Here is a 21,394-nt window from a genome sequence, read left to right as displayed (position 1 = left end):
ATCCGATCGTTTGCGACGAGGGTCAGGGGCGAGACTGCAACGGCCGGCCGTCCAGGCCGGGCGCGTCATGGCCAAGGAAGGCGAGCAGAGTCGGGGCGAGGTCGATCGCGGAGGTCGGCTCGGTGATCGCGCCGCCGGCCGCGAAGCCGGGACCGTCCAGCATCAGTACCGGCGACTGCTCATAGCGGCCGAGCCCGCCATGCTGGCCGCAGCCGAGACGGTCAGGCTTGCCGCTCGCGGGCTTGGCCGCAAGGCTGAGGCCGGGGACACCGTAGGCGTTGTCGGCCTCGTCATCGGCCGCCATCGCCAGCGCGAAGGCGAGCCCCTCATCGGCCGGGATGCCAAAAGCGCCGAACTCATCGGGCGCGATCAGACGCCCGACCCAGGAGCAGCCGGCGAGGAAAGCGCCGAGCCGCGCAACGCGATCGCAATGCTTCGGGTCGACATAGATCAGCGCCGCGGTGCCGTTCGGCGCGACCACGACATCGGTCGAAGCCGGGCCATCCTTCAGGCCGGCGACGATCAGCTCGGCATCGATGTCGACCACGCCCGAGACGGTCTGGTGACCGTGATCAGAGCCGACCAGCAGCAGGATCTCCTCACCCCGCTCCCTGGCGGCATCGACCGCGTCGATCACAGCGCCAGCATGGGCGTCGGCTCGCCGCAACGCCTCGTGATGTTGCGGCGAGCCGAGCGGAACGGCATGCTGGGTTGTGTCGGGATGGCCGAGCCAGGCTAGCGCCAGCGCCGGCTTGGCGCCTTCGATCGCCTCGGCCGTAAAACGCTTGACGAGCTCGGCGTCGCCATCGAGGTCTCCGGCGATCGCCAGCGCCTGCTCGCCGGTGATCGGCTCGCGCCCAGGACCGAAGCTGCCGGCGCGATGATAGACATGGCCATGGCCAAGCGGGTCATGCAGATAGGCTGCGCCGGGCGATACGTTGTTGAATATGACGGCTCCGCCGGCCGAAGCGAGGCGGTCGGCCAGCGTCGGCATGGCGAGGGCCTGCCCGGTGAGGCGCTGCTTCTCGGCGATGAATTCGGGCTTGCCGGCATCGAAGAGGGCGAGCCTGCCCTCATCGACCAGCGAGATCGTGTTTCCGGCGAGGCCGTGGCGGGCCGGCCGGCAGCCCGTCGCCACGCTCGACGAGACGACGCGGGTGACGGACGGGAAGACCGAGCCGTGCTGCGCACACCAGGTCGCGCGCTCGCGCAGAGCGGAGAGCCGGGGCATCAGCTCCGGCGTGACGAAATCCCGGCGTAGCCCGTCGAGGACGAGGACGGCGGTGCGGCGCTTCTCCGTCATGGCTCAATTCCCTTCCGAACGCGTGCCGTTCAGCACGAAATCGAAGATGTCGTAGTTGTGGAGCTGCTCGGTCGCGGCCTTGCGCCGATACATCGCGTTGAGCGGCTGCGAGACGAGGAAGGGCACATTCCTCTCGGCCAGGCTGCCATGCGAACGCAGGCGGGCGCCGGCGAGTTCGCCCAGCGCATGGGCGCCCTCATGCGTGCCGAGCGCGACACCCTTGCCGGCGATGACGGCGACATCGCCCTCCCGCTCCATCGGCTGGTCGAAGCGACGACACATCTCCTCGCGCGACAGGGCGAGCTCGACGCCGGGAAGCCGGCTCAGGAAGGCGCGAACCTCGTCATGCTCGAGATCGCCCAGGATATGGACGCGGACGAAGCCGCCGAGCGCCCCGTGATGACGCACGAAAGGGTCGGTGATCGGGCAGATCACCCGGGTCTGGCCGGCGCCGTACCGGGCATCGAGCCGGTCGCCGAGGTAAAGGATGTTCGGAGAGCCGTCGGCCAGCGAGAGATCGGTCATGCCGTGATCGGCGACGATGCCCACCGTGGCCCCGGCGTCGATGAGCGCGCCGACGCGGTCGTCGACGGCCCGAATGAAGGCATCGGACTCGGGCGCGCCCGGAGCATGGGCATGCTGTACGAAATCGGACAGCGACAGATAGAGCACCTGGGCTCGGCCGCTCCGGAGGAGGCGAAGCCCGGCATCGAGCACGAAGAGCGAGAGCTCCGGCGAGTACTGATCCGGAACGGGTTGCCCGGCCTGGATCTCCGCGCCCGCAATCCCATGCTCCGCCCGGGTGCTGGTGGATGCCTTCTCGGCCGAGAAGGCGATGCCTGGCAGCCCTTCCCCGGCCAGCCCGGCCGCGAGTGCCTTGCGCAGCTTGTCCTTCGCGGTGACGGCCGCGACTTTCACGCCCGCCTCGGCGAGCCCGGCGAGGATCGTCGGCGCGCCGAGCGGCCCGGCATCGGTCATCATGACTTCCTCGCCGGTCGCGCGATCATACCAGTAGTTGCCGGAGATGCCGTGGACGCGCGGCGGAGCACCGCAGACGATCGAGACGTTGTTCGGATTGGTGAAGCTCGGCATGGCCGAATGCACGCTGGCACAGAAGCCCTGCTCCGCCATCGCGGACAGGCGCGGCGAAATCCCCCTTATTGCCGCATCCGCAAGATATGACGGATCAAAGCCGTCGTAACAGATCACGGCAAAAGGCTTACTTGGCAGATAATAATTTCGCCTGTTAACAAAAATAGAGTCGTCAGACACGGTATATCTCAGAGATTTACGTTCACTGAGACCTGTATAGTCTTATTTAAACTGACATGAAAGCGATTTATATTCATTTGAATTTGAGGTCAGGTCAAATCTAATGTCACAAATGCCTTCGTTGCGCGCCCTCGCGACTCTTGAAGCTGTCGTGCGCACCGGCAATATCGTCGCAGCAGCAGATGACCTGTGTGTGACGCCCGGAGCGGTCAGCAAGCAGCTCGGACAGTTGCAGGAAGCGCTTGCTGTTCCCCTGTTCGAGAAGGGGCACCGCCTGCGTCCGACTCCGCTCGCGATGGAGCTCGCCCAGGCGGTCAGAACCGGCCTGCGGCAAATTCGCGGCGGCTGGGAGGCTGCGGCGCGCCAGGGGCAGCAGCATGTCCTCACCCTGGCCGCCAATACGACGCTCTCGGTGCACTGGCTCATGCCCCGATTGGTCGAGGCGCAGGCGGCAGCGGGAGGATGCCCCATACGGGTCTCGGCCCTTCACACCACGGATGACTGGCAGAGCACGCCGTTCGACATCGGCATCATGCGCACCTCGTGGAGGCCTGAAGGCTGGCAATATCGCGAGATCGGGGTCGAGCGGCTGACGCTGCTCGCCCCGCCCGAACGCGCCGAGCCCCTGCGGCGGGCCGGGCTTGCCGGCGTCGCGGCCGAGACCATCCTCGTCGCCGACACCCGAAGCGGCGAGTTCGAAGGCTGGATCGAGGCCGCGGGGGTCAGGCCGCCAGCGGCGATCCGCCCGGCGCCACATTTCTATATTGCGTCACAGGCTGCGATGGCCGGGCAGGGCTGCATCGTCGGGCCCCTGAACGTATTGACTGACATCATTGACCAGGGCCGGCTGGTAGCGCCGTTCCCGGAGATCACATCGACAGGCGCGACCCTGAGGGCCGCCTTCGACCCCGGCCGGTGCACAGCTGCCTTCGTCGACAAACTGCTGAAGGCATTGTTTCGGAACCTCTAGAGACCGCAAAAGATACCGCGAAGCGCCACAAGCAGACATTGAGCCACGGCCCAAGAGCAGACATTCGGCACTTGCCGTAGATGCGCCTATGCAGTCAGGACGCCAAGTGCTGGTTACTCTCGCGACGGCAGACGAAGCCCGCCGTCGCATACGGCGGTCGGGAGCTCGCTCTCAAATAACGTCGTAGCGAACATCATGCTCAAACGTGAGTATCACGCGGGTCAGCCCGAAAATGGCGACGAAGAACTGCAGCCCTCCCGAAATCGCGAATAGCGGGAGCTCGACCTCGGCATTCTCGTCTCCGGCCAACGTCCCGGCGGCGCCCGCCAGCAGTGCGACCACGTACAGAACGTTTTGCACATAGGCGATGGTCTCCAGTTCGGTGCCGCGATCGTCTTCCTTGGCCCGCTTGACCTTGTCGGCAAAGGCGGCCGAATACGCGCAGAGGTCGCCGATCGCCATCAGACTCTCATAGCCTCCTTTGACGATCAGCCCCACGGGCTGGCCTGCGCGCGGAACGAAGAAGAGCGCGCCTTGCAGCAACATGTCGATGAAGTTGCCGATATAGACGCCATCCGCCAGCTTCTGCTGGAGCTCGTCCGGCTGATCGAATGGAAGCGTGCTGGCCATGTACAGCGCCTGGGCCGCCATCGATATCGTGTCGGCGAATTTCAGTTGTCCTTCGTTGACGGCTACGAACATCGTGACGAAAGCGTTCGCGAACCCGGCCAGGACCGAGAGGGCGCCGCCGACCTGCGAGTAGGTTTTCGCCGCCTCGCTGCTGTCCTCCTTCGCCTGGCTGGATGCCATCGCCATCGAACGGGCCTTCGGCGCGGCGCCTGCGAGAATCGCGATGATCTCGTCGAAGGAGTTCGCGCTGGCGAGGCCGAAGCTTCCGTCCGGGAACGGCGCTTCCCCGGCGACGACCTTGTAGAAGACCGTGGTGGGGATCGCAGCCAGCAGGCTGAGGCCGTCGACGAGACTCATCTTGCTGCCACCCGCGACGAGTTCGTAGAGCGGGGTCAGCAGCGGGATGTGGATTTCGCCGAACAGGATGTCGTCGAGCAAGGCGAGGAGGGTTTCCGCAATCGCGAACAGCCCGTCGGCGATCGTCTTGAGCGCTTCGACCACCGTTTCGACGAGGGTCTTGCTCAACAGCTTGACGATCTCGCCGAATGTCAGCGTCCCTGCCTCGTAGTCATGGATCAGAGTCCGAGCGACCGCCGCGATTTCGTCGCCGATCGCTTTCATGGTCGGGATGAGCGTGTCCTCCACGAAGGCCTTGATAGCCTCCGGGCCGGTCCCGTAACCCGGCGCCGGGCCGTTCAGGATGCCGCCATGCAGGAGCTGGTAGCAGGCGAAACTTCCGCCGGTGCTGTAGAGCGCAGCGTTGACGCCTTGCGCGTTGGCGCTCTCGGCTGTCGTTTGTGTCACCACCTGATTGATCGAGAGGGATGCATATTCGGGCGGAAGTACCGGGTGATCGCCGATTGAATCGACCGAGCGCAAGAGCCGCTCGAATGCCGCATCCATCCGCCTCTGCAGCGCCGGCAGTTCGCCCTCCAGCTTCTTCATCGTCTGCCGCGCGATGTTCGTGAACACCTTGTGCGTCTCGACGATGTCGTCCCAGTCGAAGATGAAGCCGAGCCATTGAATGAGCTTCTTCAGGCCGATCGCCAGGACGTGAAGAGCCCAGTTGATCAGCTTCAGGGCGGCGGAAATCGACTTGACGACGAAATGGAACCACCGACCGGCGATCTTGACCGCAAAGCGCAATACGCCTTTCGCCACCGAGAACACGAACTCGCCGATCGCCTCGAAACCGGATTCGAGCGCTTGCAGAATGTCGCCGGCGATATCCTCGACAGTGTCGATGACGCTGAACTCGGTCTTGCGCATCGCTCTGCCGACTGATGGCGGAGTGGATATCAGCAGCGCTTCAGGATTGCTCGTCGGAATCTGCAGCGCGCCACTGCTCAGGTCGCCACCCCAGATCTGGTCCGGGAGCGAGCTGGCCGGCTGGCTGCCATCGGCATTGCTGCCGTCGGCCGGAAGTCCCGCGATATAGGCGGTCAATGTCGAGATCGTCTGCGCGCCGAACTCGGCCTGCTTCTTGCTGAGCTCGGGAAACTGGGCGCGCAGATCATCGCCCGTCCGGATTTGCGACAATCTCCGGATCGCCTTGGCTGCAGGGTTGAGGTTGCCGGGGCCAGATCCGGGCTGGGGCCGGGGCTGGACATGGTAGACCGGCGTGCCGAGGGTCAGCGTCGGCGCGATGATCGTGAGGTTGCCGGACGCATCGGTCCGGACCTCGACCGGCGCGTCCGGAGACAGCTCCCGGACATAGCCATTGATCGTGGCGTAGGTCCATTGCGACGAGGTCACCGCGACCTGCATGCCGACCATCACGTTCTGGGCTTCGTCCTCGAAATGGATGGTCGAGGTATAGGACGGGAATTCCTGGGCTGCCCCCGCGTCCTGAAGCGGGATTTCGACGTTGTGCCAGAGGGTGGTCGCCGGGTCCTGCCATTGATAGCTGAGCTGGTTGTCCGAGAGCGCGCAGAGGAGCTGGTTCGCTTGCCGCTCCGGCTGGCGCAGCGCGCTGATATGCGCGACATGCTGCAGCAAGACGATCGGGGCGCTCCATTCGCCCGGTTCCTTCCCTCTCGGTTGCGGGCCGGTGGAATACCAGAGGGTCTGCTTCGAAGGGGCGAGCATCCAGATCGAGATATTGTTCGAATCCTGCGCGACCGCGATCTCGCCGATCGGATTGGCTGGGTCCGGCTCGATGATGCGCACCCCGGTGCCACCGCCCGCTGCCTTGGCCAGGGCTTGCGTCTGATGGGGGTAGAAGTCGACCCCGACGGCTCCGCCGACATAGAGATTGCTGTAATGCGGCGCGACCGGGTCGGCCAGCGCGGCAAGGCACTGGGCGGCCGGGTCCACGTCCAGTTGCAGGTTATAGGGCCGCTGATCCGCCACGGGGGCAACGGCGCCGACGAAATGGAGTTTCTTCGCGCCGGCGATCTCATACAGCACATAGGTGCCGAAGACGCCCGTCCCGTCCGAAACATGGCCGAACGCGACGGCGAGGATGCGGTCGGGATTCTCAGCCAGCGGGTACACGGCCCATGACCAGAGCGTCGAGGCCGTGTCGCCATTGACGAAGTAATGGTTGGCGTCGCCACCCTCCTGAACGACCACGATGATCGCGGCGGGCTTGTCCGCGCTTCCCTGATTGCCCATCAGGATGGCCTTCGCGACCGCGCCCAGTACCGGCCTGGATCCGTTTCCGGGCGCTACCGCATCCAGCGGTATCTCGGGATCGCGCCGGGTCCAGCTGCCCGCGAAGGCCGACCAGTCGGTGCCGCAGAAATCGTTGCCCGACCAGCAGGAAACGTACACGACGCTGCTGCTCTGGTCGCCGGACGGCGCGAGCGCCAGGGCGACGGCATAGTCGCCGGCCGAGACCTGCGTCGTGTCGAAGGCGGTCACCCTCGCGTCGGAAGGCAGCCCCTCGCCGAGAGATACCTGTCGCCAGCCGGTCGGTTGGGCAGGATCGCGGAAACACACCCAGAGCTGATGGTCGGTGCCGATCGAGAAGATCGCCGGGTCTCCGTTCCGATCGTGAACGGCGCTGATCGGATGGGTGACCGACACCGTGCGGCTTGCACGATAGTTCGGCATGATGTCGGCGTCTGTCTTGGACATGATCGCGCCGACGGGCATGGGCTTGCTCATCTGTTGAACTCCCCGAATCTCTGTGGTCGAGCCGCGTAGCGGCAGGCCGGCGCCGGGAGGCTGCGATACGCGATTGCGCTTCGACGCCGTGCGGAGGGCCAAAGCCCGTCGGTCAGTTGAGGTAGGTCACGTAGGCGACCAGGTTCTGCTGCGGATCGAAGCAGACATCCTTGTAGGCAAAGCGGTTCCCTGCCGGAAAAACGATCGCGGCCGAGATGTCGCCCATCGCGCTCTCCAGTTCATCGGAGACATTCGCGAACGCGGACTGGGAAACCGACGCGGCCTTGTCCTGGAACTGCGTCTGATAGGTGTTCAGGAACGACGAGAAGACCTCGCTGATGGTCGCCCAGATATCTCCGACGAAGCTGTTGCCCCAGGTCTTGCTCGACGATTCCCCCTCCTGGACCTCGGTGCTCTCGGTGACCAGGGAGCCGTTGCTGCTAGCCTTCAAGCGAACGTCGAAACTCCAGGGAAGGACATAATCGCCACTGAAGCTGGAATCGGTCTTATCCCAGCCGAAGAACTCGACGGTGATCGTCGTGATCGCCGAATAGGTGACCTTCACTTGATAGGTGGCACTGGCCGGATCGAGCGTCACCGTGCAATCCAGCTTCTCCGTGATGTTCTGATAGACCGCCTGGAGGAGGCCTAAGCCCTCCAGCTTCTGGCCCTTGCCGCCATGCTGGTTGCCGTAAAGGTCGACGGACTGGGACGTGCTCCACTGCCCCGGGCCTGTCCTGGTGAAGGTTGGAACGCCTGGGTTGCCCGTGCTCCCGCCGGCACTCGTCGGCTTGGTCGCGCTGACGGCAGCGGCGATCGCCGGCAGCAGCAATGGCTCGACATAGGCCCCGTCGAACAGGGGGCCATTGATGGCGACGGCGCCCTGGTACTGCTGCGTGTTGGGACCTGCGACCCAGTTGAAATCGAAGATCCCCGCGCTGTTGGCCGTCGGCGCGCCCCTGCCTTCGGTCATCATCAGGTAGTTCAGGGTGCTCAGATCATCGTATGTCCCGGGTGGATTGTATTTCGAGACCGAGAAGTCGTAGCTGGTAGGGACCAGATCGGCCAGGACCTCGCCGGACGCGTTGCCTGGCCCGCCGCTGCTGGTGACGACATAGTTCAAAACCCATTGCTGCGCAGCGCTCTCGATGCTTCGGGCCCAGCTCTGGAGAGCGGTTTCGAGCGTCGATGTGATGATGGCGTCGGTCACCCGCTTGCCGTCGGCATCAGTGATCGTGACGTTCGCCCAGACCACCGTGCTCAGCTCGAGAAAGAGCTGCCCGACTGAAAGCCGCTGGTTTGACAGGGCGTTCTGAACTTCTGCCGGCAGCTGGCCGATTTCGGTGTTGTCCGGGATCGCCCCCTGCCCGATATTCGCGGCGAAGACGATCGTCCAACCGGCGATATTCTGGCTGACCGTCCTGTAGTAGATGACATCGAAATATTGAAGCGACCCGGCGGTGAACAGCAGCGACACCGCAGCCTGGTTGCTGGCCAGATCGCTTCCGGAGAGCCGAAGCGTCGGCGCCGAGATCCTTGCGCCGACGAGACCCGGCGACTGCTCGGCGGAGACATCGGGATTGAGCTGGCAGTTGATCGTCACCTTCCAGAAGTTCGCGTATGCGATGCTGCTGTTCAGGGCGCTCTCGGTGCTCGCCAGCACGAGGTCGTAGCCGGTCAGGTCAGGCATGTCCTACTCCCAGTCGGGTGAAGGCGGGGGCTGGACCGGGATCCGGCCTGGCCGGCCGCCTGTCGGTCGGCGCGTCATGGGTCGTGCTGCGCAGCGGGGGGCTCGATGCCGTCATGCTGGACCTCCCGCCCCGGCACTGCGGCCTCCGCTCGGATCGGCGGAGTCGCTGGCCCTTGCAATGGCGGAAACCTGTCGTCGGGCCCCGTCGTGAGGGCACGAAACATTAACCGCTCGGCCAAAATCCTAGTGCCGTTGCACCGATCGACGCTTGCCGAATTCGATGAAACGGCCGATTCAGCCGATGAATCGACATTTCCACGGCCAGGCGGTCGCCGCATCGTGGCAGGCCGCGATCGGCAAGGAATGCGATTGATGACCGTTCCCGCCGGGTATCAAAGGCCCACTGCCCGCTCCCTCTTCGCGACTCCGGATGGAGCGGCGGGCGGCGCCTCATCGGCCCCGGTATCCTTCTGGCGTGCGAATGCGGCGGCCTGGCTCTTCATCGCATTCTTCGGCCTGATCTCGCGGCTCGTCGCCTTCAACGATGTCACGCTGGCCGTGACGCTGACCGTGGTGCTGGACCCCATCGGCTTCGTCCTGACGGCCGCGGCGTACAAATTCTACCTGGAGCGAACCAGCCATAGCGGAGCCGCCATCGCCGTCCGGGCGCTGGCCTGCGCCGTCCCCGGCGGGGTGTTGCAGATGGCGATCTCCAAGGCGCTCAAGGACGGCCTGTTTCCCGACATCCCCGAAGGCAACATCGCGGTCAACGATGCCGTGCCCGCAGTGTTCTACACCGCGGTCTTCCTCGGCTGGTCGCTGGCCTATTTCTGGATCCGGGCGGATGTCGACGCCCGCTCGGAGCGGGTGCGCCGCAGCGAGGCCCAGGCGGCCGCGACACGGGCCGAGTTGCAGCGCCTGCGTTTGCAGCTGGACCCCCATTTCCTGTTCAACGCGCTGAACACGGTGGCGGTCGAGATTCCGGAGAACCCCGAAGCGGCGCTGGAGATGACCCTCCGCATCGCCGCCTATCTTCGCTACTCGCTCGACCAGCAGACCCGCCCGGTGTGCCCCTTGAGCGACGAGATCGAAGCGGTTCGGGCCTTCATTCGCATTCAGGAATTGCGCTTCGAGGGCCGCTTGCGCTGTTCCGTGGAGATGGAGCCGGCAGCGCGGGCGATCCCCGTGCCCCATCTGGTCGTGCAGGGATTGGTGGAGAATGCGGTGAAGCATGGTTTGCGCTCGTCCATCGAGACGCTCGACATCCGCGTGACAGCGCGGCGGATGGCACAGGACGCGGTGGCGATCGAGGTCGTCAATCCCGGCCGGCTGGCTTCGCGCGTCGGTGCCCAGCCGGGGGTCGGCCTGGCCAACACGCGGCGGCGACTGGAACTGCACTACCCGTCACGTCACGAACTGTCCCTGGTCCAGGATGGCGACATGGTGGTGGCGCGGCTGCTGCTGACGGGGGATGCATGCTTCGCGTGATGCTGGTGGACGACGAACCGCCGGCCCGGCGCGGATTGCGGCGGCTGCTGCGGAGCTATGCCGATATCGAAATCGTGGCCGAGGCGGGGTCTGTGTCCGAGGCACAGGCGCTGGCCGCCGCGCTGCGCCCCGATGCCATCTTTCTGGATGTCGAGCTGACCGACGGTCGCGGCTTCGATCTGGTCGCGCAGCTCCTGTCGGCGCCGGCGATCGTGTTCGTCACCGCGCATGATCTCTACGCAGTGAAGGCGTTCGATATCGCGGCTGTCGATTTCCTCCTGAAGCCGATCGACCCGGAAAGGCTGGCCCTCACGATCGAGCGGCTGCGGCGGCACGGGCAGGGTGCAACGCGCGCCGTGCCAAGCCGGGAACGACAGGACGATGTCGAGCTGGATGTCGATCCCGGGCACGGTGGCCCGGCGCAGCGCATTCATCTGCGGATCGACGGGAAATCGGTGATCGCGCCGCTCCGTACGGTCGCCCTGCTGACCGCGGAAGCAGATTTCACCCGCGTCTTCCTGAAAGGAGCACGGGACTATCTGGTTTGCCGGCTGCTGCGGCATTTCGAAGCCCAGCTGCCGACCCCGCCCTTCGTCCGCATCAGCCGCTCGCTGATCGTCAACCTCGATCAACTGGAGCGGGTGGAGTGGCAGGAGGCCGGACGTTGCAGCCTGTCCCTCGGCGGTGACATCACGCCGGTCACGATCGGCCGGATCGCGGCGAGGCGGCTGCGGCAACGCATCGAAAGTGATCGTATGGTCAGTGTCTAGGTGTTCCGCCCTGGTCCGGGGTCCCCGGGCCTCCTGGAGACTTGCCTTAGCCGAGGGGCCATTCCGCTCCTCGGCTCGTCGTCATCCTCGGGCGGAAAGGAGAGTACGTCTTGGTGCCGGGCGGTGAGCAGAATATGTCATCGTTGCCGAGCCAGGCCGTATCCGCATGCCGTTCGTCGCTATCGGTCGCGGAAAGGACGCCGCGTGATTGCGCGCAGAACGGCGTCCGGACCCATCGCCAGCGCGACTTGAACTCACATCGATCCAGGCCGTTGCATTTCGAATGGTCCCATCGGCCAGCGGAAGCAATCTCGCATGATTTCGTCGACCTGGTCTTCCGAAGCGACACCCTCTTCGACCACGCGCCGGGCTTCGAGGCGGACCGCACGGTTGATGCGGTTGGCGACGTAGCCCCAGCTATCCGGCTGATCCTTGACGACGATCGGGTTCTTGCCGCAGCGGCGCGCCAGTTCGCTGACATAGTCGATCGCCTCCTGTGCCGTCCGCGGATGCGCGACGAGCTCCGCCAGCCGGATCACCGCCACGGGCTGAGCCCAATGCCAGCCCAGAACGCGCTCGGGCCGTCCGGTCGCCCAGGCCAGAGCCGTGATCGGCAACCCCGCCGCGTTCGAGGTCAGGATGGCGGCGGGCGGCGCGGCCTGGTCGAGGCGGCGAAAGACATCGCATTTCAGCGTCAGGTCTTCCGGCACGGCCTCTATGGCGAGGTCGATCCCGGCGCAGGCATCCTCCAACGACACCGTCGTGGTGATGCGCGCGAGCGCTTCATCCGCCGCTGCGGCCGTCACCTTGCCGCGCTCTACCCCGCGACGGAGGCCGAAGCGACCATGCTCGATCGTGTTGACGGAGGCCTGCAAGCGCTCCGGCGCGACGTCGTTCAGACGCACGCGGCAGCCGGCGAGCGCGAGCGACTGGGCGATGCCGGTGCCCATGATGCCGGCGCCGATCACGGCGACGAGGGGCGATTTGACAGGTTCGTTCACAGCAATTGCTCCTTCAGGAAGATGTTGATGTCGTGCGGCGGCGTCATCCGTCCGCGGAGCGCGATGTCGAGCGCCTCTGGCGACCAGCGGCCCGGGGCGCGCACGCGCTGCGCAACCGCCGCGATGTCCATCAGCAGGACCTCTCGCCCGATGAGATGGAAGACCTGCGCGTTGGCCGGGCAGGCCGCTTCCGCCAGCCAGGCGATGAGGGGAGAAACATTGTCCGGCGCCATCACGTCAAAGCCCCCGTCCGCCGGCGCATCTTCGATTGTGGCTTCGCTGATGCGCGTGCGTGCCGAAGGCGAGACGACGTTGGAACGGACGCCGTAGCGGGCTCCCTCGAGTGCGATGGTCGACGACAGGGCGACGACGGCAAGCTTGGCGCTGGCGTAGTTTGCCTGTCCGACATTGCCGGCAAAGGCGGAGGCAGAGCTCGTATGGACAACGCTGGCGGAGACCGCCTCGCCGCGCTTGTGCTGGTCGCGCCAATAGGCGAGCGCATGGCGCGCCGGCGCGGCATGGCCCTTGAGGTGGACGCGGATCACAGCGTCCCACTCGGCCTCCGACATGTTGGCGAGCGTGCGGTCGCGCAGGATTCCGGCATTGTTGACCAGTATGTCGAGGCGGCCGAAGCTCGACACGGCGAAATCGACCAGTGCCGCGGCCTGGTCCCAGTCGGCAACGTCGTGCCCGCTGGCGACGGCCTGTCCACCCAGGGCACGGATGGCTGCGACGACATCGTCGGCCGGGCGAGCGTCGTTACCCGAGCCGTCGAGCGCACCGCCACGATCATTGACGATCACCGCCGCGCCCTGCGCGGCAAGCGCCAGGGCGTGCGCCCGTCCCAATCCGCGCCCAGCCCCGGTGACGATCGCGACGCGGTCACGCAGCCTCACGGGGTGACCCTCTCGAAAGCCGGGAAGGGCGGCGCATCCTCGCGCTCGCGCCAGACCAGCCTGACCCGATCACCGATCCTGCAGGGGGGGCCGTCGATCCCCGCGAGCAGGCGCGGCCCGGCATCGAGCGTCACCAGCGCGACCTGATAGGGCGGTGGCAGGAGATCGGAGACCGGAATCCGCACCGTGGTGACCGAGTAGACTTCGCCCGTGCCGGCGACATCGACCCAATCGAGATCGCGGCCCTCGCAGGACAGGCAGAATGGCCGCGGATAGAATTGGTGCGCGCCACAGGCGCGGCAGTGCTGGACCGTGAGGCGCCGTTCGCTGGCGGCCTCCCAAAAGGGCCAGAGATAGGGATCCTCGACCTTGAAGGCGTGATCAGTCATGGGCCAGGACCACCGTGCTCGCAGTTGACAGGAAGCCGCCGGTGCCGTGCGCCACGCCGATGCGCGCACCGGGCACCTGCCGTTCGCCGGCCTCGCCTCTCAGCTGGCGGACCGCCTCGATCAGCAGCATGAGGCCGAGCGCGCCGGGATGATTGTAGGAGAGCCCGCCGCCCGAGGTCATCGAAGGCAGGGAGCCGCCGGGACGCAACGCGCCGGTCTGTGCGAAGGCGCCGCCTTCTCCCGGCTTGCAGAAGCCAAGGTCCTCCAGGGCGATCAGCACGCTGATCGTGAAGGAATCATAGGGCTGGAAGACGTCGACATCGGCCGGCCGGATGCCGGCCATGGCGAAGGCTTCCGGTCCGCAGCGCCGTCCCGGCATGCCCTCGCGGTCGAGATCGGGCATCTGGGAGACCAGCCAGTGGTTCTGGCTCTGCGCCGCACCGATGACCCGCACGGCCTTCTTGGCGGCATCGCGCGCGCGCTCCGCGGTGGTCACCACGATTGCCCCGCCGCCATCCGTGACGAGGCAGCAGTCGAGACGCGTCAACGGATCGCAGATCGGCGCCGACGACAGGACCTGGTCGATGCCGAGCGGCTTGCGCGCCCAGGCCTTGGGGTTGCGCATCGCCCACATCCGGGCCGCGACGGCGACTTCCGCCATCTGCTCGCGCGTGGTGCCGAAGAGGTGCATGTGCCGGGCCGCATAGAGCGCGTAGCGCCCGATCGGGGCTGGCAGCCCGGTCGGAACCTCGAGCTGCTGCAGCATCGGGACGCCCATGCCGCCGGCGGGCGGCTCGCGATGGCGTGCCCGTCGACTCCGCTGCCGCGAGGCATAGGTGATCAGGGCCACCTCGCAGAAGCCGGCGTTGATGGCCGCGATGGCCTTGTGAACATGGGCTTCGAAGGCGGCGCCGCCGAAATCGGTGGAATCGGCATAGCGTGGCTGGATGCCGAGATATTCGCCGACCTGAACCGAGCCTTCCTCGCCCATGTAGTTGACGAAAAGCCCGTCGACATCGCGGATCGACAGACCGGCCTCGGCCAGCGCCTCGGAGGCGGCGAGCGCGATCATCGAGAGCTCGTTGTGGTCGTTGACCTCGCCCAACGGCGTCTCCGCCGCGCCGGCGATATAGACGGGGCGCATGGTCACTGGCTCAATCCTTCGGGGGTACGGGCCGCGATCAGAGCACTGCGGCGGATCTTGCCTGACTGGTCGCGCGGCAAGGCGGGCGTGAACTCGATCGTCTTCGGGATCTTCGGAGCGGAGAGGCGCTCGCGCATCCATGCGTAGAGTTCGTCGAGCGGGATCGCGCCCGAAGGGTCGACCGGTTCGACGATCGCGTGGACGCGCCGGCCCCAGTCTGCATCCGGCAGGCCGACCACGGCGGCGTCGCTGATGGCGGCATGCTCGGTCAGCACGGCCTCGACCTCGGCGGGATAGACATTGACGCCGCCGCTGATGATCAGGTCGGTGCGGCGATCCGCGATGTAGAGGAAGCCTTCGGCGTCGACATGGCCCATGTCGCCGACGCTGGTGTAGCCGTCCGGCGTCGTCTTGGCCGGCGGCGAGCCGATATAGGCATAGGTCGGCCGAGGATAATGGGTCGGGCGAAAGAAAATCTCGCCGATCTCGCCGGTCGGGACTTCGTTGAACGCGGCGTCCAGGATCTTGAGATCGCCGTCACCGGCTCGCCCGACGCTGCCCCGGTGGGCGAGCCATTCGGGCCCCGAGATATGCGCGTAGCCGACGGCTTCGCTGCTGCCGTAGGATTCCTCCAGTTTTTCGGCGCCGATCAGGTCCGCCCAGGCCTGCTTGAGCCAGACCGGGCAGATCGCGGCGGTGATGAAGATCGAGCGGATACTGGACAGATCCCGCGCGTGGATGTCCGGCAGCCGGATGATGCGCTGCATCATCGTCGGCGCGAAGAACATGAAGCTGCAGCGATGGCGCTCGATCAGGTCGACGGCGCGCGCGGCGTCGAAGCGCTCCATCAGGATGAGCCTGTGACCCTCGAACAGCCCGAAATGCGCCCAGGTGAAGGGGGCGTTATGATAGAGCGGGCCGCAGACTAGTTGAATCTGTCCCGAGCGGAAGCCGATATGGCTGATGTCGCCGATCTCGCCGGGCACCCGGACCCAGGCATGGGGATATACGATGATCTTGGGGCGCCCCGTCGAGCCTCCCGAGGCCGTGGCCTTGCCGGGATGGGCGATCCTGTCCGGAAACGCCTCCGCGTCGCGGCTGTCGTCGCGCGTGATCGCACGGACATCGTCATGCCCCATATCAGCTCCCGCGCGGTCGGCGATCACGAAGCGGGCCTCGAGCAGCTTGAGCGTCTCGGCAAACTCCCGATCGGGTGCCCGAGCGCTCTGGGCAACGGTGCAGGCGCCGCAGCGCCAGGCGGCAATCGCGATCACGATATGCTCGACGCTGTTGGGAATGCCGGTCACCACCATGGTCCCGGGGCCGACGCCGCGCTCTGCCAAGACCCGAGAGAAGCGGACCGCCCTCAGATGCAGTTCGCGGCGGGTGACGTCCGTCTCCTGCCCGTCAGCATCGACGAATGTGATCGCCACTGCGTGCGGTGCCTCGGCTGCAAGCTGTGCGAGGCGTGCGGGAAAGCTCATTTCGGCAGACATGGTCGGTATCCTCGGGAAGCCTGGAAGCGCGGAGATTTCAGCCCGCATCGAAGGGGACGGGGCGTTCACGCATGTGTCGGAGGCGGGGCACGGCCTCGAGGAGGCTGCGCGAATAGGGGTGCGACGGCGCGGCGAAGAAGCTGTCGGCATCGCCCTGTTCGACGAGCTTGCCGCGATACATCACCGCGACTTCGTCACTCATGGCCCTGACGGCCGCCATGTTGTGCGAGATGAACAGGTAGGAGAGGCGTAGTTCCTTCTGCAGGTCGCGCAGCAGATTGAGCACGAGCGCCTGGACCGACACGTCGAGCGCGGAAGTGACCTCGTCGAGCACGATGATCGATGGGCGCACGGCGAGCGCTCGGGCGATCGCAACGCGCTGGCGCTGGCCGCCGGACAGTTCATGCGGCAGGCGCGAGGCGACGGCGCGGGACAGGCCGACTGTGTCGAGCAGGCGCCCCAGTGCGTTCGGGTCGCGCTCGCCACGCAGCCGCATCCCCTGTTCGATCGCACGTGCGACGGTCATTCGCGGATCGAGCGAGGCGGAGGGGTCCTGAAAGACGATCTGCACCTGACGGCGATAATTCTTCAGGCGGACGCCTGCCGCTTGGGTCACGTCTTCGCCGTCCAGCATGATCCGACCTCCGGCGAGGTCGTGGAGGCGCAGGAGCACGCGCCCTAGCGTCGACTTGCCAGAGCCGGACTCGCCGACGAGCCCGAGGGTGCCGCCCGGTGGGATCGCTATGCTGACGCCGTCGAGTGCCAGCACCGCGCCGAAGCGCACGCAGATGTCGGTTGCGGACAGGCCGGTCATGCCGCGGCCCTCGGCAGGGAGTGCAGCCAGCAGGCTACGACGCGGCCTGCTCCAATGTCCGTCTGGGGAGGTTCCGCAGCGGCGCACGCATCCTGGCGGACAGGGCAACGCCCCTGAAAGGAGCAGCCGCGCGGGAAGGCGCCGATCGTCGGCGGCTGGCCGGGGATCTCGACCAGGCGCTGCCCGCGTGGCGTCTCGAGATCGGGAATCGCGCCGATGAGCGCCTGGGTATAGGGATGAGCCGGATCGCCGATGACCTGGTCGACCGGGCCGCTCTCGACGATCCGGCCGCCATACATCACCAGCACGCGGTCGCAGACCTGCGAAATCACCGCCAGATCGTGCGAGATCATCAGGATCGCCGTGCCGTCGCGGCGATTGGCCTCGCGCAGCAGCGCGAGAATCTGCGCCTGCACGGTGACGTCGAGGGCCGTGGTGGGTTCGTCCGCCACGATCAGGGATGGACGCATCATCAGCCCCATGGCGATCATCGCCCGCTGGCGCATGCCCCCGGAGAATTCGTGCGGGTACTGGTCGAGCCTCCGGTCGGGCTCGGTGATGCCGACGAGCTTGAGCTGTTCCAGTGCGAGCGCGCTGGCCTCCTCCGCCGACAGGCCGCGATGGTGGCGCACGGCTTCCGTCATCTGCTCGCGAATGCCCAGAGCCGGGTTCAGCGAGGTGCTCGGATCCTGGAAGACGACGGCAAGCCCCGTGCCGAGCAGGCGGTCGCGCAGGGCTCCGCTCATCGCCATGAGATCTTCGCCGGTGAAAAGCAGCCGGTCGGCGGACACCCGAGCCGGATGGCCGGTGAGCCCGGCGAGCGCCATGGCGGTCAACGTCTTGCCGCTGCCGGACTCCCCGACGAGGCCGACCGTCTCGCCGCGCCCGATCGTCAATCCCAGGTTCCGAACCGCCGCGAGCGTCTCGGAGCGCCCGGCCGGAAAGGCTACGCTCAGGTTTTCGGCCAGCAGAACTTGATCTTCCCCGGCATCAAGTCGAAGCGGTGCGATCGCGCTCGCCGAGACGTCGATGCCGTTGCCGGACTCCAGGGAGCGGCTGCGCATGGGCTGGATCCAGAGGGCAATCGCCTCGCCGAGATAGCTGAAGATCAGGCCCGAAAGGGCGATCGCGGCTGCCGGTCCAAGCGCGGCGGCAGGGTTCACGTAGATGGCCTCGGCGCCCTCGATGAGCATGCGGCCCCAGTCGAAGGCCGGCGGGTTGACGCCAAGGCCGAGGAAGCTCAGCGACGCGATCTCGACGATCGCCAGCCCGAGCGAGGTCGCGGTGCTGACGGCCAGCGTGTCTGCGATATTCGGCAGGACATGGCGCCAGAGGATCGCGATGCGGCCGAGGCCGAGTGCCTTGGCGGCGGCGACATAGTCGCGTCCGACGATGGCGGAGGACATCGTGTAACCTAGCCGCGCATAGGTCGGCACGCCGGCGAGCCCGACGCCGAGCACGGCCCCTTCGATGCTCGGGCCGACGATCGTGGTGATCACGATCGCGAGGAGGATCGCCGGGAAAGACAGCGCCGTGTCGATGATCCGGGTGCCGATCGACCGGGCAAGGCTACCCGAAAGCGACAGCCACATGCCGATCGCGACGCCGAGCACGACGCGGATGGCCGTTGCGGCGAGAGCCAGGCCGATCGAGAGCTGGGTCGCGGCCAGGGTGCGGGCGAAGACGTCGCGCCCGAGATCGTCGGTGCCGAACCAGTGTTCCGCCGAAGGCCCCGTCCCGGCGGCCGCGACATCCATTCGGCTGGCGACGTCGGAGAACAGGGTCGGGGCGACGAGCGCGATGCCGAGCAATATGGCGGCCCCGATGCCGGCGAGCAGGGATGCGAGGTTGAGCCGTCCGGTCATGTGCGGACCGTGCTGCGCGGGTCGGCGATGGCGAGGAGCACGTCGACGATCATGTTGGTGGCGAGGACGAGCAGGCCCAGCAGCACGACAATTGCCTGGACCACTGGGTAGTCCGCGGTCACGACCGCGCGGACGATGGCCGTGCCCAGGCCCGGCCAGGCGAATATGTTCTCGACGATCACGGCGCCGCCGATCAGGAATGGAAAGACCAGCCCGGCGATGGTCAATGCCGCCGTGACCACGTTGGGCGCCAGATGGCGCAGATAGATGCGCCAGGCCGGCAGCCGCTTGCTGCGGGCGGTACGGATGAAGTCGGCCCGCAGCGTCCGTCGGGCTTCCACTCGCACAACGCGGGCGAGGTTGAGCGCCGGTCGCAGGCCGATCGCCAGCGCGGGCAGGATGACCGAGCTGGGACCAGCGGCACCGGAGATCGGAAGCCAGCCCAGGGAGACGGCGAAGACATATCCGAGGAAGATGCCGGCCAGCAGTTCCGGTATCGCACCGAGCGTTCCGGTCACGATCGTGAAGCCGTGGTCCAGCCAGGGCAGGCGGTCGTCGCGCGTCGCGATGGCGACCGCGAGCCCGAAGGTGAAGCCGACCACCACGACGAAGGCGAGCGCAAGGCCGGCGAGCGCGGCGGTATAGGGCAGGCGATCCCGGATGAGCTCGATCACGGGCTGACGCGTGGCGAGCGATACGCCGAAATCACCGCGCGCCACCCCCGCCACATAATTCCAGAGTTGCACGGCGAAGGGCTGGTCCAGCCCGAGTTCGCTGCGCAGCTGCGTCAGATAGGCGGCGTCGGCGTCCGGCCCGGCGATACGACTGGCGGCATCGCCGGGGATCATCTTCACCATCAGGAATGTCAGGAGCACGAGCGCGAAGAGGATCGCGCCGATCTGCGCGGTCTTCGCGAGCAGGAACCTGAAGAGCGACCGGCCGCGCATCATCTCACTGCTCTCACTTGCCGACGCGGATCGACCGGATGTCCATCACGAACGGCCCGCCGATGGTGAAGCGAACGCCCTTGCGCGAGAAAAAGGTGTTCACCCCGCCGAACAGCGGCAGGATGTCCATGTTCTCGAGCAGCGACAGTTGCGCCTCGCTCCAGCGCGCGCAGCGCTCCGGGCTGTCCGGCGAGGAGGCCAGGGCCGCGGCCTGCGCCGCGGCGAAGCGGGCATTCTCGATATTGCCATGGTTCGAGCCCTTGCCGCTCACGAACGGAACGGCCGTGTTGGCGCTCGGCATGGGCGGGCCGAAGGGGAATACGCCGATCTCCCAGTCCGGCCCGCTCATCACGGAGGCGGTCTCCTGAAGCGTGATGTTGCGCAGCTCGACCTCCACGCCGATCGCGCGCAGCGCTTCGAGGATGTATTCCGGAGCCGAGCCCTGAAGGCCGGGCTGGCCGATCAGGCGCAGCCTGAGCTTCTTGCCATCCTTGGCGAAGATCCCATCCGCCCCCGGCACATATCCCGCCTGCTTCAGCAGGGCCTTCGCCGCCTCCGCATCCGGCTTCGGCAGGAGGTCCGCCGTCTTGGGCTCGTAGCAGGCGACCAGAGGGCTGATATAGCTCGTCGCCGTCATGCCGTTGCCCGCGGTTGCGGCGCGGTTCGCGAGATCGCGGTTGATGGCGGTTGCGATGGCGCGGCGCACCAGCAGGTCGGCCGTGGGGTAGCCGTCGCGATGCTGGAACATCATGAACTGCATGCCGAATGGCTTGGCATCCAGGAAATCGAGCGATTTCGCCGCCTTCAGCCGGTTGATGTCACGCCCCGTGACCAGGCTGACATCGATCGTGCCGGACTGCAGCTCGTTCGCCGCCGTCGTGTTGTTGTTGATCACGCGCACGTTGATCGTCGTGGGGCGCCCGGGGTCCTTTCCTGTCGCTCCGCTGGCGTCCCAGGCATGGTCGGCACGAAGCTTCAACACGTAGTGCGAACCGCGAACCGATGCCGCCTTGTCCAGCGTGTAGGGACCGGTGCCGCTGGGTGTCGAGCCGAGGGCCTCCGTATCCTTCAACCCGGAGGGACAGACGATCGAGGCCCATGGCATCGCCAGTCCGATCAGCAGGTCGCTGAAGGGCGCCGACATGGTGATCGTCACCGTCCCTGCGTCGTCGTCGCCGGTGGCGGAGTAACCGGCGATTCCGACGGTGCGATAAGCCATTGGCGCATTGGTTTCCTTGGCGCCGAGGCGGGTCAGCGCGGCGGCGGTCGCGGTCGCGGTCAGCGGCGTGCCGTCGGAGCAGGTGACGCCCTTGCGCAGTTTGAAGACGGTGCGGCTCGCGTCACCGCTCCAGGATTCGGCCAGGGCCGGCACGGGCGCGCCCTTTTCGTCGAGCGCGACGAGGCGGTCGTAGAGCACGTTGACGAGCTGATAGCCGTCCGAGGTCACGGTCCGTACGGGGTCCAGGCTGTCGTAGTCGGCTCCGATGCGGATGGTCGCCTGATCGGCCGCGTGGCCGGACGGCGCGACGCCTATCGAACCGAGGATGCCGGCGACGATCGCGGCTGGCCTCGCGAAGTGCCTCAATGACGAGCTCATGCGCAGTCCCC

16 protein-coding genes are annotated in these 21,394 nt (G+C 66.6%); 3 read left to right on the top strand and 13 right to left on the bottom strand.

The features are described from left to right. Positions 1-22: 22 nt before the first annotated feature. Together B5Y19_RS03395 and phnA are read right to left on the bottom strand one after the other, a co-directional pair. On the bottom strand, positions 23-1,303 hold the full coding sequence (locus B5Y19_RS03395; RefSeq protein WP_055730972.1) for an alkaline phosphatase family protein: 1,281 nt from the start codon (positions 1,301-1,303) through the stop codon (positions 23-25). A gap of 3 nt (positions 1,304-1,306) precedes the next feature. Further along, on the bottom strand, positions 1,307-2,575 hold the full coding sequence (gene phnA, locus B5Y19_RS03390; protein ID WP_342060146.1) for a phosphonoacetate hydrolase: 1,269 nt from the start codon (positions 2,573-2,575) through the stop codon (positions 1,307-1,309). A 103-nt stretch (positions 2,576-2,678) separates the two neighbouring features. Here phnA and B5Y19_RS03385 point away from each other — a divergent pair, with 103 nt between their 5' ends. Next, entirely contained in the window at positions 2,679-3,545 is an 867-nt protein-coding gene (locus B5Y19_RS03385) for a LysR substrate-binding domain-containing protein (RefSeq protein WP_079591107.1), read from the top strand. A gap of 171 nt (positions 3,546-3,716) precedes the next feature. Here B5Y19_RS03385 and B5Y19_RS03380 read toward each other — a convergent pair whose 3' ends face one another. Continuing rightward, on the bottom strand, positions 3,717-7,286 hold the full coding sequence (locus tag B5Y19_RS03380) for a hypothetical protein (RefSeq protein WP_055730975.1): 3,570 nt from the start codon (positions 7,284-7,286) through the stop codon (positions 3,717-3,719). Between the two features lie 112 nt (positions 7,287-7,398). Then, positions 7,399-8,976, bottom strand: a complete 1,578-nt coding sequence (locus tag B5Y19_RS03375) for a hypothetical protein (RefSeq protein ID WP_055730976.1) — start codon at positions 8,974-8,976, stop codon at positions 7,399-7,401. 372 nt (positions 8,977-9,348) lie between these two features. Here B5Y19_RS03375 and B5Y19_RS03370 point away from each other — a divergent pair, with 372 nt between their 5' ends. Together B5Y19_RS03370 and B5Y19_RS03365 are read left to right on the top strand one after the other, a co-directional pair. Further along, positions 9,349-10,464 carry a sensor histidine kinase gene (locus tag B5Y19_RS03370; RefSeq protein WP_055730977.1) on the top strand — a complete coding sequence of 372 codons (1,116 nt, stop codon included), beginning with the start codon at positions 9,349-9,351 and terminating at the stop codon, positions 10,462-10,464. Further along, positions 10,452-11,234, top strand: a complete 783-nt coding sequence (locus B5Y19_RS03365) for a LytR/AlgR family response regulator transcription factor (protein ID WP_055730978.1) — start codon at positions 10,452-10,454, stop codon at positions 11,232-11,234. Before B5Y19_RS03370 ends, B5Y19_RS03365 begins: the two co-directional genes overlap by 13 nt. A gap of 254 nt (positions 11,235-11,488) precedes the next feature. Here the strand turns inward: B5Y19_RS03365 and B5Y19_RS03360 are convergent, their stop codons facing one another. The 9 genes from B5Y19_RS03360 to B5Y19_RS03320 are packed head-to-tail and all read right to left on the bottom strand — an operon-like array spanning position 11,489 to position 21,383. Continuing rightward, complete coding sequence (locus tag B5Y19_RS03360) at positions 11,489-12,235, bottom strand: 3-hydroxyacyl-CoA dehydrogenase family protein (protein WP_197282516.1); 747 nt, start codon at positions 12,233-12,235, stop codon at positions 11,489-11,491. Further along, positions 12,232-13,131: an SDR family NAD(P)-dependent oxidoreductase gene (locus B5Y19_RS03355; RefSeq protein WP_055730979.1), complete on the bottom strand. Its 900-nt coding sequence runs from the start codon at positions 13,129-13,131 to the stop codon at positions 12,232-12,234. The genes B5Y19_RS03360 and B5Y19_RS03355 overlap by 4 nt, the downstream gene beginning before the upstream one ends. Beyond that, complete coding sequence (locus B5Y19_RS03350) at positions 13,128-13,520, bottom strand: Zn-ribbon domain-containing OB-fold protein (RefSeq protein ID WP_055730980.1); 393 nt, start codon at positions 13,518-13,520, stop codon at positions 13,128-13,130. The genes B5Y19_RS03355 and B5Y19_RS03350 overlap by 4 nt, the downstream gene beginning before the upstream one ends. After that, positions 13,513-14,664, bottom strand: a complete 1,152-nt coding sequence (locus tag B5Y19_RS03345) for an acetyl-CoA acetyltransferase (RefSeq protein ID WP_055730981.1) — start codon at positions 14,662-14,664, stop codon at positions 13,513-13,515. Before B5Y19_RS03345 ends, B5Y19_RS03350 begins: the two co-directional genes overlap by 8 nt. A gap of 2 nt (positions 14,665-14,666) precedes the next feature. Next, positions 14,667-16,160, bottom strand: coding sequence for an AMP-binding protein (locus B5Y19_RS03340; protein ID WP_055730982.1), 1,494 nt, complete (start codon positions 16,158-16,160; stop codon positions 14,667-14,669). Positions 16,161-16,197: 37 nt separating this feature from the next. Continuing rightward, a complete protein-coding gene (locus B5Y19_RS03335; RefSeq protein ID WP_055730983.1) occupies positions 16,198-16,974 on the bottom strand; it encodes an ATP-binding cassette domain-containing protein in 777 nt (258 codons plus the stop codon). Further along, on the bottom strand, positions 16,971-18,839 hold the full coding sequence (locus B5Y19_RS03330) for a dipeptide/oligopeptide/nickel ABC transporter permease/ATP-binding protein (RefSeq protein ID WP_055730984.1): 1,869 nt from the start codon (positions 18,837-18,839) through the stop codon (positions 16,971-16,973). Before B5Y19_RS03330 ends, B5Y19_RS03335 begins: the two co-directional genes overlap by 4 nt. Next, positions 18,836-19,789: an ABC transporter permease gene (locus B5Y19_RS03325; protein ID WP_055730985.1), complete on the bottom strand. Its 954-nt coding sequence runs from the start codon at positions 19,787-19,789 to the stop codon at positions 18,836-18,838. The genes B5Y19_RS03330 and B5Y19_RS03325 overlap by 4 nt, the downstream gene beginning before the upstream one ends. A 10-nt stretch (positions 19,790-19,799) precedes the next feature. After that, on the bottom strand, positions 19,800-21,383 hold the full coding sequence (locus B5Y19_RS03320; RefSeq protein WP_079591104.1) for an ABC transporter substrate-binding protein: 1,584 nt from the start codon (positions 21,381-21,383) through the stop codon (positions 19,800-19,802). Between the last annotated feature and the right edge of the window lie 11 nt (positions 21,384-21,394).

This window comes from Allobosea thiooxidans (assembly GCF_900168195.1).
Classification (GTDB): Bacteria; Pseudomonadota; Alphaproteobacteria; order Rhizobiales; family Beijerinckiaceae; genus Allobosea; species Allobosea thiooxidans.
The sequence above is the reverse complement of the archived record's forward strand: the minus strand, read 5'-3'. Positions and strand labels throughout refer to the sequence as shown.

Coding starts and splice junctions, on each gene's coding strand:
- B5Y19_RS03395 (WP_055730972.1), bottom strand. CDS start 1,303: ATGACGGAGAAGCGCCGCACCGCCGTCCTCGTCCTCGACGGGCTACGC.
- B5Y19_RS03385 (WP_079591107.1), top strand. CDS start 2,679: ATGTCACAAATGCCTTCGTTGCGCGCCCTCGCGACTCTTGAAGCTGTC.
- B5Y19_RS03380 (WP_055730975.1), bottom strand. CDS start 7,286: ATGAGCAAGCCCATGCCCGTCGGCGCGATCATGTCCAAGACAGACGCC.
- B5Y19_RS03375 (WP_055730976.1), bottom strand. CDS start 8,976: ATGCCTGACCTGACCGGCTACGACCTCGTGCTGGCGAGCACCGAGAGC.
- B5Y19_RS03370 (WP_055730977.1), top strand. CDS start 9,349: ATGACCGTTCCCGCCGGGTATCAAAGGCCCACTGCCCGCTCCCTCTTC.
- B5Y19_RS03365 (WP_055730978.1), top strand. CDS start 10,452: ATGCTTCGCGTGATGCTGGTGGACGACGAACCGCCGGCCCGGCGCGGA.
- B5Y19_RS03350 (WP_055730980.1), bottom strand. CDS start 13,520: ATGACTGATCACGCCTTCAAGGTCGAGGATCCCTATCTCTGGCCCTTT.
- B5Y19_RS03345 (WP_055730981.1), bottom strand. CDS start 14,664: ATGCGCCCCGTCTATATCGCCGGCGCGGCGGAGACGCCGTTGGGCGAG.
- B5Y19_RS03340 (WP_055730982.1), bottom strand. CDS start 16,160: ATGTCTGCCGAAATGAGCTTTCCCGCACGCCTCGCACAGCTTGCAGCC.
- B5Y19_RS03335 (WP_055730983.1), bottom strand. CDS start 16,974: ATGACCGGCCTGTCCGCAACCGACATCTGCGTGCGCTTCGGCGCGGTG.
- B5Y19_RS03330 (WP_055730984.1), bottom strand. CDS start 18,839: ATGACCGGACGGCTCAACCTCGCATCCCTGCTCGCCGGCATCGGGGCC.
- B5Y19_RS03325 (WP_055730985.1), bottom strand. CDS start 19,789: ATGATGCGCGGCCGGTCGCTCTTCAGGTTCCTGCTCGCGAAGACCGCG.
- B5Y19_RS03320 (WP_079591104.1), bottom strand. CDS start 21,383: ATGAGCTCGTCATTGAGGCACTTCGCGAGGCCAGCCGCGATCGTCGCC.